General features: G+C 60.3%; 11 protein-coding genes. 5 read left to right on the forward strand and 6 right to left on the reverse strand.

Translation table 11 applies throughout. The features are described 5' to 3' along the window. Positions 1-11: 11 nt before the first annotated feature. Together G411_RS0109770 and G411_RS0109775 are read right to left on the reverse strand one after the other, a co-directional pair. On the reverse strand, positions 12-2,063 hold the full coding sequence (locus tag G411_RS0109770) for a TonB-dependent receptor (protein ID WP_425423263.1): 2,052 nt from the start codon (positions 2,061-2,063) through the stop codon (positions 12-14). A 148-nt stretch (positions 2,064-2,211) separates the two neighbouring features. Beyond that, entirely contained in the window at positions 2,212-3,822 is a 1,611-nt protein-coding gene (locus G411_RS0109775) for an ABC-F family ATP-binding cassette domain-containing protein (protein WP_022959019.1), read from the reverse strand. A 250-nt stretch (positions 3,823-4,072) separates the two neighbouring features. Between G411_RS0109775 and G411_RS0109780 the strand changes: the two genes are divergently transcribed. From G411_RS0109780 to G411_RS0109800, 5 genes are all read left to right on the forward strand, one after another. Next, entirely contained in the window at positions 4,073-4,537 is a 465-nt protein-coding gene (locus G411_RS0109780; RefSeq protein WP_022959020.1) for a TlpA family protein disulfide reductase, read from the forward strand. A 33-nt stretch (positions 4,538-4,570) separates the two neighbouring features. Continuing rightward, positions 4,571-4,786, forward strand: coding sequence for a DUF4266 domain-containing protein (locus tag G411_RS0109785; RefSeq protein ID WP_022959021.1), 216 nt, complete (start codon positions 4,571-4,573; stop codon positions 4,784-4,786). 19 nt (positions 4,787-4,805) lie between these two features. Beyond that, on the forward strand, positions 4,806-6,113 hold the full coding sequence (locus tag G411_RS0109790) for a DUF3570 domain-containing protein (protein WP_022959022.1): 1,308 nt from the start codon (positions 4,806-4,808) through the stop codon (positions 6,111-6,113). Between the two features lie 119 nt (positions 6,114-6,232). After that, positions 6,233-8,035 (forward strand): protein-disulfide reductase DsbD family protein, encoded by a 1,803-nt coding sequence (locus G411_RS0109795; RefSeq protein ID WP_037508469.1) that lies wholly within the window; start codon positions 6,233-6,235, stop codon positions 8,033-8,035. A 41-nt stretch (positions 8,036-8,076) separates the two neighbouring features. After that, a complete protein-coding gene (locus G411_RS0109800) occupies positions 8,077-8,961 on the forward strand; it encodes an FAD:protein FMN transferase (RefSeq protein ID WP_037508471.1) in 885 nt (294 codons plus the stop codon). Positions 8,962-8,969: 8 nt separating this feature from the next. Here the strand turns inward: G411_RS0109800 and G411_RS0109805 are convergent, their stop codons facing one another. The 4 genes from G411_RS0109805 to G411_RS0109820 are packed head-to-tail and all read right to left on the reverse strand — an operon-like array spanning position 8,970 to position 14,768. Further along, positions 8,970-9,266: a DUF3240 family protein gene (locus G411_RS0109805; protein ID WP_022959025.1), complete on the reverse strand. Its 297-nt coding sequence runs from the start codon at positions 9,264-9,266 to the stop codon at positions 8,970-8,972. 11 nt (positions 9,267-9,277) lie between these two features. Beyond that, a complete protein-coding gene (locus tag G411_RS0109810; protein WP_022959026.1) occupies positions 9,278-12,379 on the reverse strand; it encodes an efflux RND transporter permease subunit in 3,102 nt (1,033 codons plus the stop codon). After that, positions 12,379-13,488, reverse strand: coding sequence for an efflux RND transporter periplasmic adaptor subunit (locus G411_RS0109815; RefSeq protein WP_022959027.1), 1,110 nt, complete (start codon positions 13,486-13,488; stop codon positions 12,379-12,381). Before G411_RS0109815 ends, G411_RS0109810 begins: the two co-directional genes overlap by 1 nt. Further along, a complete protein-coding gene (locus G411_RS0109820; RefSeq protein ID WP_022959028.1) occupies positions 13,485-14,768 on the reverse strand; it encodes a TolC family protein in 1,284 nt (427 codons plus the stop codon). The genes G411_RS0109815 and G411_RS0109820 overlap by 4 nt, the downstream gene beginning before the upstream one ends. Positions 14,769-14,829 lie beyond the last annotated feature (61 nt).

Here is a 14,829-nt window from a genome sequence, read left to right on the forward strand (position 1 = left end):
TCAGCCAAGGATCAGAAAGTAAGCTGGTAGGCGAGGCCAAAGCTGCGACCAATGCCCTTAAAGTTACGCAGATCGTTGGGGCTACTCTGGGAGTAGTAAGTGAAGTAGTCGCGGTTGGTCAGGTTCTGTACCGACACGCTCAGCACGCCCGGTCCCACCTGAATATCGGCGCTGGCATCGACGGTGGTGTAACCGTTGAATTTATTGATGGTGACATCGCTGCTGTTTTTCACGCTGCGGTCGCGCAGGTGATTCACCTGCAAACGTGAGCTAAGGGTATCAGTCCAGCGGCGGTCCCAGCTCAGGTTGACGCGATCGGGGGAGATATTGGTACCGCCAAGATCGGAATCGACCTTGCCGTCCTGGTCGGAGTCGTAGCGACCTTCGGCTTCGGCGTAGCGCAGACCGAGGGTATCGAGCTCGGTGACGGCCCAGCCAACGCGAAACTCAATGCCGTCGACTTCGGTTTTTTCACGCTTTACGGTGTAAATGCCGTCCGCACCGCGCTGCAGGCGCTGGCCGAAATCCGAGTCGGAAATGTAGTAGCTGAGCTGCGCATTCACCGTGCCGTTGTCATACTCCAGCCCGAACTCGCTGTTCTCGGTGAGGATGGGGGTGAGGTTGAGAAACTTCTCCACTTCCTGATCGTCTTCATTGATACCGCGCAGTACCCGGCCCACATCCGGCATGGAGAAGGCTTCCGAGTAGTTGGCAAAGGCGCGCCACGTTTCGGTGAACTGGTAGGTGCCGCCGACGTTGTACAAGGTTTCGGAAAAGTCAGGTTCACCGCCCTTCACAAAGCGGCTGCCGTAGCTGGCGAGAGTGGTGAAATCGTCCACTTCCAGCTTGGACTCTTCATGGCGTACCCCGGCGGTCAGGGTCACGTGTTCAATGCCGGTAAATTCCGCTTGCACATAAGGGGCGTAGTTGTTGTAGCGGGTTTCCGGCACCCAGGTACGGTCGGTTTGGATCAGCGCCTGCCAGGTCTCGTCTTCCAGCACGTCGATGCCGTACACCAGCGACAGCGGCAGCCCCGCAAGCTCGTCTTTCACCAGTGTCAGCTTCAGGCCGCGTTTTTCAGAATTGTTCTGCGACTGGTCAATCACATCGGGGCCGTAGGCCGGATCCTGGAACGTGGCGATGGGCGTAATCTGTGCTCCATAGGTCGCTTCAAAGTCCTGGCTGAAAAGCTGTACCCGGAAGCTGTGGCCCAGCATCTCGGCATTTTCATAGCTCAGGCCGATGGTGGTCACCCGGTTGCGTGCACCATCGCCCGGCGGCTGCTCGCGAACCGCGCCGCTGGGCACGCCGGCATCTTCGTCACCGGGTACTGAGGCCCACTTATGATCGCTCTCGATATTGAAGCGGTTCACCATCAGCTCAATGCGCTGGTCGTCCCAGTTGTAACCGGTTTTCAGGAACAGGTCATATTCCTCGGCGGCCATGGTGTCGCCCTGGGTGTTGTCCACGCCAATCACCTTGCCGTTGGCGTCGTAGGCGATTCCGTTATCGCGGTAGCCAACACTGGCCAGCACGTCGAACTGGTCAATGCGGTTGGACAGGCTGTAGTTCACCCCGCGATCCAAGCTTTCGCTGAGGCGTTCGGTCTGAAAGCCGATATCCACCCGCAGACTCTGCTCCAGGCTGTCGCTGGGGCGCTTGGTAATCAGATTAATGATGCCGCCCGCCGCGCCGAGGCCGTGGATGGCATTGGCGCCGTGCAGCACTTCCACGCGCTCTAGCATCAGCGGCGAAATAGTATGGCCGTCGCGGCCGCCACTGCGCAGGGGGTTGGACTGGGGAATGCCGTCAATCAGGTACAGGGGTTTGCGACCGCGCAGGCTTTCCCCGGCGCTGGTCATTTTCTGGCGCGACGGTGAGAAGCTGGGAATCAGGTTGCCCAGTACCGTGGACAGGTCGTTCTGAATCGACAGTTGACGCTCCAGCTCGGCCTGATCAATCAGGGTGACGGTGTTAGGAATCGTGCTCAGGGGTTTTTCTACCCGGCTGGCGGTAATCACCATCTCTTCGGTGCGTTCGGCAGCAACGGCGGCCGCCGACATCAGGGCGAGGCTGCCACAGGTCAGCAGTGCGGTCGGTAGCGTTTTATAGGGCATGGAGTGTCCTTCAGCAGCGTGAGCAGAAAAGCTGGGGATGGTAGAGCAAGTGAGAATTGTTATCAATCACTCTTTGCTCGCGCCGGGAGCCGCGTCACCAGGCCGACAGGTGGATGCCCGGTGGCTCGAAAGACAATCGTTGAGTCAGTCTCAGAGCGTTCAGAAACGTCTCGTCGTGGGAGACCACCATCAGGCTGCCGTGAAACGCGCCCAACATCGTCTCCAGTGCGGCCAGCGACGGCAAATCGAGGTGGTTACTGGGCTCGTCGAGCAATAGCAGTGCTGGTGCCAAGGCCGCATAGAGGAGACAGGCGAGGGCTGCCTTGAGCTGCTCACCGCCGCTCAGCGTGCCGCTGGGCACCGTGATCTTTTGTGTGTCGAGGTCGAGCTGGGCCAGTTGCATGCGCAGCTCGCTTTCCGGTGCGACGGGATTGGCCGCCCGAATCTGTGCCAGCACACTTTGGTGTGGGTCCAGTGTTGTCAGGCGCTGGTCAAGATAGGCCAGCTCGCCAGTGAGATGGCAGTGCCCGCCGCGCGGTGACAGTTGCCCGGCAATGACCTTGAGCAGGGTTGACTTGCCACTGCCATTGGCGCCGACTACGCCGACGCGCTGCTGTCCGCTGAGATTGAGGGTGATCGGCGTGGTGCAGGCACCAAAGGGCAGGCTCAGGTTTTCCAGATTCAGCACGCGGCGTGGCGGTGTCGCTGATGAGACGGGCAGGTGCACCGTAATGTCGGCGTCGCGGTCAAGCTGCTGCTGGGCGGCAAGTACGTTTTCCCTTAATGCGGCCTGACGCGCGGCCTGTTGGCGCTGCGCTTTCCCAGAGGAGTTTTCGCTGCGCTGCTGCCGGGCATCCAGCAAAATCTTGGGTTGACCGCCTTCCTGCCGCGCCTGTTTGCCCCGCGCCTGCCGGTGGGCTTGTCGGTCGCGCTGTTCACGTATGGTCTTTTCTTCGCGCTTGCGTGCCAGCTTGGCGTGGTCGAGCTGCTGTTGCGCGGCCTGTCGTTCACTGGCTTTGCAGGCGGCGTAAAACGCATAGTTGCCGCCGTAGCTTTGCAGGCCGGAAGGCGACAGTTCGACAATACGACTGAGGCTATTGAGTAAGTCGCGGTCGTGGCTGATGACAATCAGCCCTCGCGACCACTGCTGCAGCTGCTCAATCAGCGCCTGTCGGCTGGGGCGGTCCAGGTGATTGCTGGGTTCATCGAGAATCAGGAAATCCGCCGCCGATAACATGGCACCGGCCAGCGCCACTCGCATGGCCTCGCCACCGCTGAGTGCATCGGCCGGGCTGTTGGGGCCTAGCTCGGGCAGTCCGGCGTTTGCCAATGCCGTTTGCAGGCGCTGGCGAATATCCCACTGCTCGCCCAGCGCGTCGAAATCCTCCGTGGCGGCGCTGCCCTGTTCAATGCGCTCAAGCGCGGACAAAACCGGCTGAACACCAGCGAGGTCGGCGACGGTGCTCCCCGCGATCGGCGCCAGTTGCTGAGGCAGGTAGCGCACCGGCCCGGATGCCTGGCGGTGTCCCGAAGTGGGAGCCAGTTGCCCGGCCAGAATGCGAGCCAGCAGAGATTTACCCACGCCGTTACGGCCCACCAGCCCGGTGGGCTGCAGATCAAATTGCGTGTTCAGTTGGGAAAACAGGGCGCGGCCATCGGGCAGCGTATAGGACACATTGTCCAGTGTCAGGAAGCGCTTCGTCATTGTGATTACCATTAATGCCAGACACAGTTCCCCCGTCAGGAGGAGCAAGAGCAGGCCGTCGTTACGACGGAGGCATTAATTGTTCACTGGACGAAACCCTCGGTAAGGCGTGAATACGCTGACTATAAGAAACTTCCCACGGTGAGTAAACCGGCGGCGGGAGCGATCTGGCGCAACATCCGGTTTCTTAATTTTTTCTTAAGTCTGCGCCTCTACAGTCTGCAACATCGACAATAAGGCTGAGATCGCTATGACCATTCGCCACGGACTTTGTTCTTTTTTTCTGGCCCCGCTGCTGATGCTAACGGCCAGCATCAGCCATGCCGCAAACTTTCAGTCAGGCAGCTTCGACCTGGCTAATTACCGCGGCAAAGTGGTGTACCTGGATTTCTGGGCCTCGTGGTGTGATCCCTGCCGGGCGTCCTTTCCCTTTATGAACCGGCTGGTCAGTGAATACGGCGACGACCTGGCCGTGGTCACCATCAATCTGGATGAAGACGCCGACAGTGCCAGGGAATTCATCGAGGAATTTCAGCCGACCTTTCCGGTGTTTCACGATCCCGACGGGATTTTTGCCAAGCAGTACAAGGTGGCGGGCATGCCCAACTCCTATCTGTTCGACCGCCGCGGTCAACTGCTGCTGAAGCACATCGGTTTTACCAAAAGCACCCCTGACGAGCTGGATGGCAAGATCAAAAATGCCATTCGGCAGTAGCGACTTCACACCTCACCGTTAAGCGAGAACACCATGAAAAAGCTAGTGTTTATCTTACTCGCCGGACTCTCCCTCAGCGCCTGCAGCAACATGGGCGTAGAGCCTTGGGAGCGGCAAAACCTGGCCAAGCCGGAAATGGCACTGGACAGCTCACCGCTGCGTTCGTCATTGGACGATCACATTTACTTCAGTAAAGAAGCCTCCAGTGGTGGCCGCAGCTTCGGCGGCGGTGGCTGCGGCTGTAATTGATAGGGAGCCAGGAAACGCGATGAAAACCCACAGTAAGAAATCGATTCGCCTGTCGCTGGCGGCTGCCAGTTGCGCGCTGGTTGGCGCCAATGTTGCCGTTGCCGAGAACGCCCACGATGTGGGTGATTGGGATGTGAGTGCCGCGCTGCTGTTTTACAACGAGGCTGACCGGGTGACGGCGGCCGAGCCGGTTATCAAGGCGGTCAAACAACTGGATACCGACGAAACCCTGTCGCTGAAACTGACACTGGACACCCTGACCGGCGCCTCGGGCAGTGGTGCGGTGCCCACGGATCGCCCGCAAACCTACACGACGCCGTCGGGAAATAGCAGCTATACCGTCAACGCTGGCGATATTCCACTGGATGAGTCCTTCAAAGATACCCGTGTTGCGCTCAACGCAGCCTGGGAGCGTCCAATCTCGAAAGACCTCACCATGGTGCTGGGTGGCAATCTGTCGTCGGAATACGATTACCAGTCGCTGTCGGCCAATACCTCCTTTGCCTGGGATACCAACGGCGGCAATACCACCTGGATGGCCGGTGCCTCGGCAGGTGTGGACAGCATCGACCCGGTGGGCGGCAAGCCGATAGCCTTTGGTGTGATGCAGGAAGCCGATGCGACGCAGCCCCGCGACGGCAGCAACGACACCAAGTCGCTGTTCGACGTGATTGTGGGCGTTACCCAGGTCATCGACCAGAACAGCCTGTTCCAGCTCAACTACTCGCTGAGTCAGTCCAGCGGTTACCTGACCGACCCCTACAAGATTATCAGCGTGGTTGACCCGGTTACCGGTCGCCCGCTGTTTACCAATGTCAACGAGCCCAATCTGCCCACGGTGGTGTATGAGAACCGCCCGGACAGCCGCTTGAAACACAGTATTTTCGGTCAGTACAAACGCTATATCGGCGGCGATGTGTTGGATGCCTCCTACCGCCTGATGGTGGATGACTGGGGCATTACCTCGCATACCATCGACCTGCGCTATCGCTGGAAAATGGGCGACACCCTGTACATTGAACCCCACGTGCGGGTCTACCAGCAGAGCGCGGCGGATTTCTATACCCCGTTCTTTGTGGACGGCACGCAACCCGTGGCAGGCAACGACAAGGTGGAAGCCTCAGCGGACTACCGGCTGGGTGAATTCAACGGCTATACCTTTGGTGCCGAACTGGGACAGGACACGGCTGACAATAGCTGGAGTGTCGCGCTGGAGTACTACCTGCAAACCGGCAATGAGCCCGACGGCACGTTTGGCGAGCTGACTCGGCAGGAACTGTACCCCGACGTCGATGCGGTCATGCTCCGTGTGGTGTACGACTTCTAAGCGGTTTTACTCCCTCGCCGCCAGTGTGGTGCCTTAAGGCAGCGCTGGCGGCTCTTCGGGCGCCCTTCCTGTGAAGTTGCGCCTTTTTTATTCCCTGTGGGTCTGGACGGGTGACTGATATGAAAAATTGGATTCTCTCGCTTGCGATGTTGGCGGGCTTGCTGCTGTCGAGCCTGCTATCGTCCACGCCGACCTACGCGCTGAATACCGCCGTGGAGTCCAATGACGGGCAGTTTCTTCCGGTGGAGACCGCCTACCGGATGACGCCGCGTATCGATGGCGATGAGCTGCTGATGCAGTGGGACATAGCCGACGGCTATTACCTTTACGGCCACCGCTTCAAGGCGTCGCTCGTGGCGGGTGGGCAGCCCCACAAGCTGGCACTGAAGCTGCCTCAGGGTAAGCACAAACAGGATGAATATTTTGGCGATGTGGAGGTGTACTACCACCAGGTCATTGCCCGTCTCCCGCTGCCCGATGGGGGGCCTTTTACACTGAAGCTCAGTTCTCAGGGCTGCGCCGATGCCGGTTTGTGCTATCCGCCCAATCACCGGCTTTACCGCGTTGACTCCGCCAGTGACTCGGTGATGAGGGTCGATGCGCCCGACGCAGTGGTTACTGATTCTGCCCCGGCGCCTGCCGAAAGTGGCGGGGCCAGTGCGCCTGTCGAGGTGTTTTCTCTGCAACAGTTATTGGCGATGGCGGCACTGGCCTTTGCCGGCGGCCTGATCCTGAACCTGATGCCCTGTGTGTTTCCGGTGCTGGCGCTCAAAGCGATCAGCCTGCTGGAAAGCAGCGACAGCACGGCGGGCGAGCGTCGAATGCATGGCCTGGTGTACACCGCCGGTGTGGTGTGTAGCTTTATGCTGGTGGCCGGTGTGTTGGTCGTGCTGCGCGCCTCCGGGCAGGAGCTGGGTTGGGGCTATCAGTTGCAGTCACCGTGGTTTGTGGCAGCACTGGTCTACCTGTTCTTTTTGATGGGCTTGAGCTTTTCCGGCGTTATTGAACTGGGCGCGGAGCTGGCGGGTGTCGGCCAAGGGCTGGTGGAAAAAGGCGGCTTAAGCGGGTCGTTTTTCACTGGCGTACTGGCGGTGGTGGTGGCCAGTCCCTGTACGGCGCCGTTTATGGGCGCCTCGCTGGGTTTTGCCCTGACTCAGCCGATGGCCATTGCGCTAACGGTGTTTCTGGCGCTGGCACTGGGGATGGCGACACCCTTTCTGCTGCTGTCGATTGTGCCCGGACTGGGGCGTCTGCTGCCGCGCCCCGGCAATTGGATGGTGACCCTCAAAGAGGTGATGGCCTTTCCGATGTATCTGACCGGCATCTGGCTGCTGTGGGTGCTGGGCCGTCAGGCGGGTATCAATGCCGCGATGCTGGTGTTGATCGGCTGCCTGCTGATTGCCGTGGCCGTGTATTTCTGGAAAAGGCCGGTTCGCTGGCAGCGTGGTCTGGCGCTTGTCGCCAGTCTGGGCGCAGTGTTTGTACTGACCACGACGTCGCCACTGAGTGAGCCCGTGCCAGTACACAGCGCCGCTCGCGATGACGGCAGTGCCTTTCCCCTGACTGCCGATGGTGATGCCCTGCGCTACAGCCCGGATCGCCTCGCGTCTCTACGCAGTGATGGTGGCCCGGTGTTTCTGAATGTGACGGCCGACTGGTGTATTACCTGCAAGGCCAATGAGAAAGTGGCGTTGGGCACCGATACCATCAAGAATGCCATGGCCGCACAGCACATTCGTTATATGAAGGCCGACTGGACCAACCGCGACGCGGAGGTCAGTCGTCTACTGGCTCGCTACAAGCGCTCCGGGGTACCGCTGTATGTGTTTTTCCCTGGTGATGGCAAAGCAGAAGTGGTGCTGCCACAGTTGCTCAGCAAGGAAAAAGTCCTGACGGCTTTTCAAGCCAGCCAGGGTAGCTGATACTTTCCCGACAATTCACCGGTCATGGCATTGCACTGAGTATGGAAAGGGAACTTGTCCTCACGAAAACCGATACCGGCATGGCCGGGCAGTTTCAGGCCATGGCCAGCCCCTGTGAGGTGCTGATCGACAGTGAGGACGAGGCACTGGCCCGGCGTATTGCCGATACGGTAGCCGCCGAGGCCTGGCGTATTGAAGCCACCTTCTCCCGCTATCGCGATGACAATATTGTGTACCGCATTAACAATGCCAATGGCGAGCCGGTGGAGGTTGATGCTGAAACTGCCCAGTTGTTGGACTTTGCCGAGCAGGCTTACCAGCTCAGCGACGGTGCGTTTGACCTGAGTTCCGGTGTGCTGCGCCGGGCGTGGAAATTCGACGGTAGTGACCGTCTGCCCAGCCAGTCACAAATCGACGAGCTGCTGAGCATCGTCGGCTGGGACAAGCTGCGCTGGCAGTCGCCGGTACTGTGTCTGCAACCGGGGATGGAGATCGACTTTGGTGGGATTGGTAAGGAATACGCGGTAGACCGTGCCGCCTCGCTGGTGAGAGCCTTTACCGATACGCCGATTCTGATCAACTTTGGCGGCGATCTGTTTGCCACCGCGCCGCCTGCCGGTCAGCCCCACTGGCTGGTGGGGGTGGAGAATATCGGCGGCCTGCAATCGGCGATGATCCAGTTACAGCGCGGCGGGCTGGCCACCAGTGGCGATGCCCGCCGCTTTCTGCTGAACAATGCCAAGCGCTACCCCCACGTACTCAATCCCCGCACCGGCTGGCCGGTGATGGACGCCCCGCGTTCGGTCACTGTGGCCGCGGGCAGTTGCGTGGAAGCCGGTCTGCTGGCCACGCTGGCCATGCTCAGCGGTCGCGAGGCGGAAAGCTTTCTTGCCGCCCAAGACGTGCTGCACTGGATTCAACGCTGAGTGACCGTCTACAGGCGGCCGCTGCCACTCACATCCTGATACCAGTAAAAGATATCGCTGCCGACGTTGTCGCGCAGGCCGTCGAGCACGGTGCTGACTTGCCCGGCGTTCAGAATCAGTTCGAACTGCACCCGTTTTTGGCGCCCGGTCACCTGCTCGGCTATCGAAAGCTGACGGTTTTCGCCGTGCCCGCGCACCGGGTAGGAGGTAAAGCCGGTGACACTCTCCAGGCTCAGCAGGTAGTCCACCAGTTCATCTTCCAGACTGGGCGGAACGGTCAGTATTAAACGCTGTTGTGTCGACATAAAGTGAACTCCTAGGCGCTTCTGGCGTTGTCGGGAAGGGCCTGGTGAAAGCGGCGATAAATAATCGGCAGCAGGAACAGGGTCAGCAGGGTGGAGCTGATCAGCCCGCCGATGACCACAATCGCCAGCGGCTTCTGTATTTCTGAACCGGGGCCGCTGGCCAATAACAGCGGCACCAGTCCCAGCGCGCAGGTCGTCGCGGTCATCATCACCGGGCGCAGTCGGCGCACTGCGCCCTCGGTGACCACGGTCTGTATATCCAGCCCCTTGGCGCGCAACTGATTAAAGTAGGACATCATCACCACGCCGTTCATCACCGCGATACCCAGCAGCGCAATAAAGCCCACCGAGGCGGGTACCGACAGAAACTCGCCGGTCAGCCACAGCGCCACCACCCCGCCGGTCAGCGCAAAGGGAATGTTGGAGAGGATAATGATGGTCTGCTTCAGCGAGCCAAAGGTAATGAACAGCAGCAGGGCGATCAGGCCCAGTGCCACCGGGACCACCAGCCCCAGCCGAGCAGCGGCGCGCTGCTGGTTTTCAAACTGCCCGCCCCAGGCCAGTGAATAGCCCTCGGGCAGGTCGAGCTGTGCTGCGATAACGGCTTTGGCTTCCTCGACAAAGCCAACCAGATCGCGGCCGTCGACGTTGCTGCGTATTACGGCAAAGCGTCGCCCCGATTCCCGCGACACGCCCACCGGGCCGTCGATGCGCTCAATGCTGGCCAGCGTTGACAGGGGAATGACCCGACCATCGTCCAGCGTAATCAGACGGTTTTGTAACTGAGCCACGCCATCGCCAGAGGGTTTGTCATAGCGCAATACCAGCGGCACGCGGGCGCTATGCTCAATGATATTGCCCAGCGGCAGACCTTCGATTTCAGCGCGCAGTCGGTGTTGCAGGGTGTCGGCATTCACGCCCAGCTCGCCGGCGCGCAGCCGGTCTACATTTACCTGCAGATATTGGGCGCCCTCGTTCAGGGTGGCGGTGGTATCCACCGCGCCGTCGATGCCGCTAACGGTATGGCTGATGCGCTGCGCCAGCGTATTCAGGGTGCTCAGATCCGGGCCGAATACCTTGATGGCGATATCGCCGCGGGAGCCGGTGAGCATTTCCGAAACGCGCATATCAATCGGTTGAGTAAAGCCGTAGTTGAGACCGGGAAACAGGTCGAGCACAGCACGCATTTTTTCCTGCAGCGCGGCTTTGTCGGCCACCTGCCACTGATCGCGGGGCTTGAGTTGCAGAAAGACGTCAGTTTCGTTCAGGCCCATCGGGTCCATGCCGATTTCATCCGAGCCACTGCGTGACACGATGCGGGCAATCTCCTCGACATTGTCGAGCAGGGCTTTTTCGACGTTCTGTACCATACGGATACTGCTGCCCAGGTTGACAGAGGGAATTGATTCAAGCTGTACGATCAGATCGCCTTCATCCATGGTTGGCAGAAAGGTTTTACCCACAAAGGGGAACAACACGGCCATCAGTACCAGCAGGCCAGCGGCAAAGGCCACCACAACCATCGGCGCCTTCAGGGCCTTGTTCAGCAGCGGCTGATAAATGCTGATCAGCTTGCGGCTCAGCCAGGGTTCCTCGTCGTGGCCGCTCTTGAGCAGCAGCGAGGCGATAACTGGAACAATGGTCAGCGACATAAGCAGTGCGCCCAGCAGCGCAAATACAATGGTTAGCGCCACCGGCACGAACAGCTTGCCCTCCAGGCCTTCCAGCGTCATTAGTGGCAGGAAAACAATAATGATAATGATCACCCCGGAGGTGACCGGCACGGCTACGTCCTTCACGGCGCGAAACAGCACATGCAGTCGCGGCAGTCGACGTCCGGCGGTGTTGTCGGCAGACTGATGGCGGGCCATCAGCGAGACTATGTTTTCCACCACCACGATGGCCGAGTCCACCAGCATGCCAATGGCAATCACCAGCCCGCCGAGGCTCATCAGGTTGGCGCTCATGCCGAGTTGATCCATCATGAAAAAGGTGAACAGTGCCGACAGCGGCAGAATACTCGCCACGGTGAGCGCGGCCCGCACATTGCCCAAAAACAGGCCGAGCACGACCAATACCAGCAACACGGCCTCCAGCAGTGATTCACCCACGGTGCCCACCGCCAGCTCGATAAGTTGGCTGCGATCATAGAACACCTTCAACTCTGTGCCTTCGGGTAGGGAGGACTGCAGTTCGGCGAGTTTATCTTTCACTCCCTGCACCACATGACGGGCGTTAGCGCCGCGCAGGCCGATCACCAGACCCTGCACCGCTTCGCCCTGGCCATCCACGGTGACCGAGCCGTAGCGCTCGAGGGCGCCGAGACGAATATCTGCCAGTTGCCGCAGGGCAAAGGTCTCGCCCTCGGCATTACTGACACGCAGATCGGCGATGTCTTCCAGCGAACCGAGTGCGCTTGCTACCCTGACGAGAATGGCTTCCTCGCCCTGATCCAGACGGCCGGCACCGTCGTTGCGGTTGTTGCGCTCCAGTGCATCGATAAGCTGTTGCGTGCTGACTTTCAGTGTGGCCATGTCGCCGCGTCGCGGCGCCACTTCGTAGGTTTTAACGAAGCCGCCCAGTGCGTTGACATCGGCGACACCGTCCACGGTGCGCAGGGCGGGGCGGATGGTCCAGTCCAGCAGGTAACGTCGCTCGGTCAGAGACAACTTGTCGTTGTCCACGGTGAACATAAACATATCGCCGAGGGGCGTGCTCATCGGCGCGAGGCCGCCGCTGATGCCGACGGGTAGTTGGTCCCAGAGGTTGTTGATGCGCTCGGCCACCTGCTGCCGGGCCCAGTAAATATCGGTCCCCTCTTCAAAATCCAGCGTGATGGCTGACAGCGCGTATTTGGAAATAGAGCGCAGCATCGACTGCCGGGAGATGCCCAGCAGTTCCACCTCGATGGGTTGGGTAATCAGACTCTCGACTTCCTCTGGCGTCATCCCTGGTGATTTGATGATGATTTTCACCTGGGTGGGGGAAATGTCCGGGAAGGCGTCGATGGCGATTTGAGTTACCGCGCGGCCACCCAGCCCGATCAGCAGCAGTGTCAGCAGTCCGATCAGCAGGCGCTGGCTCAGGGAGAATTGGATCAGTCGCGACAGCATTATTCACCGCCTCCCAGTCCGAGCAGCATACCCTTTAATTGTGCGGTGCCCTGCACCGCCACTTCCTCGCCCGCCTGCAGGCCGTGGCTGGCCAGATAGTCACTGCCCAGTGGCTGTAATTCCAGCGCCCGCACTTCAAAGCCGTTATCGCGTCGCACATATACCGAGGCGTCGGTGCCGCTGTGGGTGACCGCGCTGGCGGGCACGCGCACGCCGGGGGTGGTGCTGGACAGTACCAGGCTGACCCGCTGACCTGGCAGCAAGGCCACCGGCTGTCGGAAGCGGGCCAGTATTTCCACCCGCTGGGTGCCGGGGCTGAGTTCACGGTTTTTGCTTACCAGCACCAGCGTGGCGTCCTTGTCGCGCAGTGTTTCGGCAAGGCGAAGTTCCTGTCCCAGTGCCAGTCCTTCCGCCAGCGCCGCGCTCACGGTGGCGCGCAGCCAGAGGCTGCTTTCGGCGGTAATCGACGCCAGCGTTTGATGGGCGGCGATGGCATCGCCAACTCGAAGATACTCACGGTTCAGTTGACCGGATTGCGGCGCCCTGAGTGGATAGTCGCCCGGTGCGAGCTTGCCGTCGCGGAGCTGTTGCAATGCCTTGCGGTCAAAGCCTGCCTGTTGCAGCCGCCCTTGCCAGGCGCTGCGATTGAACATGGCTTGCTGCGCGGCGCGCTCGGTTTGCGTCAACCGCTGACGGGAAATAATGCCATCGGCAAACAGTGCACGGTCTTTCTCCAACAGCGCCTGCTGGTTGGCTTGTGCGAATACGGCGGCCAGCCATTGCTCCTGAATTGCTGCGAGGTCCGGGCTGTTGATGGTGGCGATCAGCTCGCCTGCTGCCACCGGGGTGCCGCCGGGGCGGTGCCAGGCTTGCAGCACGCCCGCATGGCGAATCGTCAATTGCGAGGCAGTTTCGGGAGAGGGAATCACCACGGCAGGAACGCGAATGCCCGCGCGGCTGTCGGCAGCGCTGACGGGCTGGCTGATAATACCCAGCCGCAGCTGATCGGCATTGTTTAGCGCCAGTGTGTCGGCCAGTGCCAGACCAGGTAGGAGTGTGACGGCCAGTGTGGCCACCATGCGCTGAGAATAGGTAAAAAAAGGCGTCATAGGGATTCTCCAACCGTCTGTCTGAGAGAGGAAATCAAGCTGTGCTGGCGAAGCTGCAGGAGCTGCCACTGCAATTGGCTTTGGCGGTAGTGCTGAAGGGCCAGAATGGTGGGCCGAATGTTGGACTCACCCGCCGCGAAGGCCTTATCGGCCATCTTCCAATGGCGTTGGGCGAGATCGCGCGCCTGCGCTGCGTAGGCCAGAGATTCCTCCAGCACATCCAGCTCGTGCTCCACTTCGTGAAGTTGCTGTTGCAACTGCAGGCGCGCCTGCTTGAGGCGGACATCGGCATCGGTCATCGCCACCGCGGCAGATGCGCTGGCGGCGTTAGTGTGTGCGCTGCCGCCAAAGGGAATTGAGATGCTCAGCCCCAGGCTTTCCGTTTCCGGGTCGAGATTGCTGCCGCGCTCGCGGCGAACCCCCAGCGATACGGTGCTGTTACCCGCTGCCTCATGGCGTTTTTGTTGCCACAGCTCAGTTTGTTGCTGACGCTTTGCCAACAGTAGGCGGAGTTGCGGATGCTGCGCGTCGATACGCGGCTGGCCGGGGCGTACTTCGATGAATTGTGCCGGGCGCTGCTGTAGGCCGGTCAGCGTCATGTACTGCCGCTCGGCGTCCACCAGTTCTGCTTCTCGCTCCAACAGTTGCTGGCGACTTTCCAGCAGTAGTGCCTCGCTCTGCATGACATCGGCGCGGGCAATTTCGCCTGCTTTGAAACGTTTCTCGCTGATGGTCAGCAGCCGTTGGGCATCGGTTACGGCAGCTACGGCGTGTTTGCGCTTCGCGGCACTGCTGTTGAGCTGATGCAGTGCGCGGCGTAGTCGACCGCTAACTGACAGTCGCTGATAGTCTCGCCAGGCGCTGGCACCCGTATCAAAACTTTCGGCCAGCGCTTTGGCGTTGCGGCGTTCGCCCCAGCGCCACAGGTCTACCTCAACCCCAAGCTCCATTTCCCGTAGGCCGGTATTGTCACCTGCCTGGTCGTCCCAGTAGTAGAGGTTCAGGCGGGGGCGGTTAGCGATGAATCGCTGGCTCATCTGCTGTTGGGCCTCGGCCTGCTGCCGGTACGCGCCGCCCAGGACCTGCTCCGGGGCGTTCGCCACGGCCGCCTGAAAGACTTGATTAACGGCCAGTGTTTCGCTGACGACCAGATGCGGATGCTCGCTGTGGGGGTGGGCGGCAGTATCCGGTTCGGCGATCTCCGCCAGAGTGGCTGAGCTGACGGTCAGGCTGCTGCTCAGTGCCAGAAAGAGTCCGGTGAGGGAGAGTAGGGATTTCACGTTGATATCCGCTGTGAGTAAATGTTAGTGCGGAGGGTAAAGAGGGGCTTGTCAAAAATAT

Source organism: Spongiibacter tropicus DSM 19543, from assembly GCF_000420325.1.
Lineage (GTDB): Bacteria > Pseudomonadota > Gammaproteobacteria > Pseudomonadales > Spongiibacteraceae > Spongiibacter > Spongiibacter tropicus.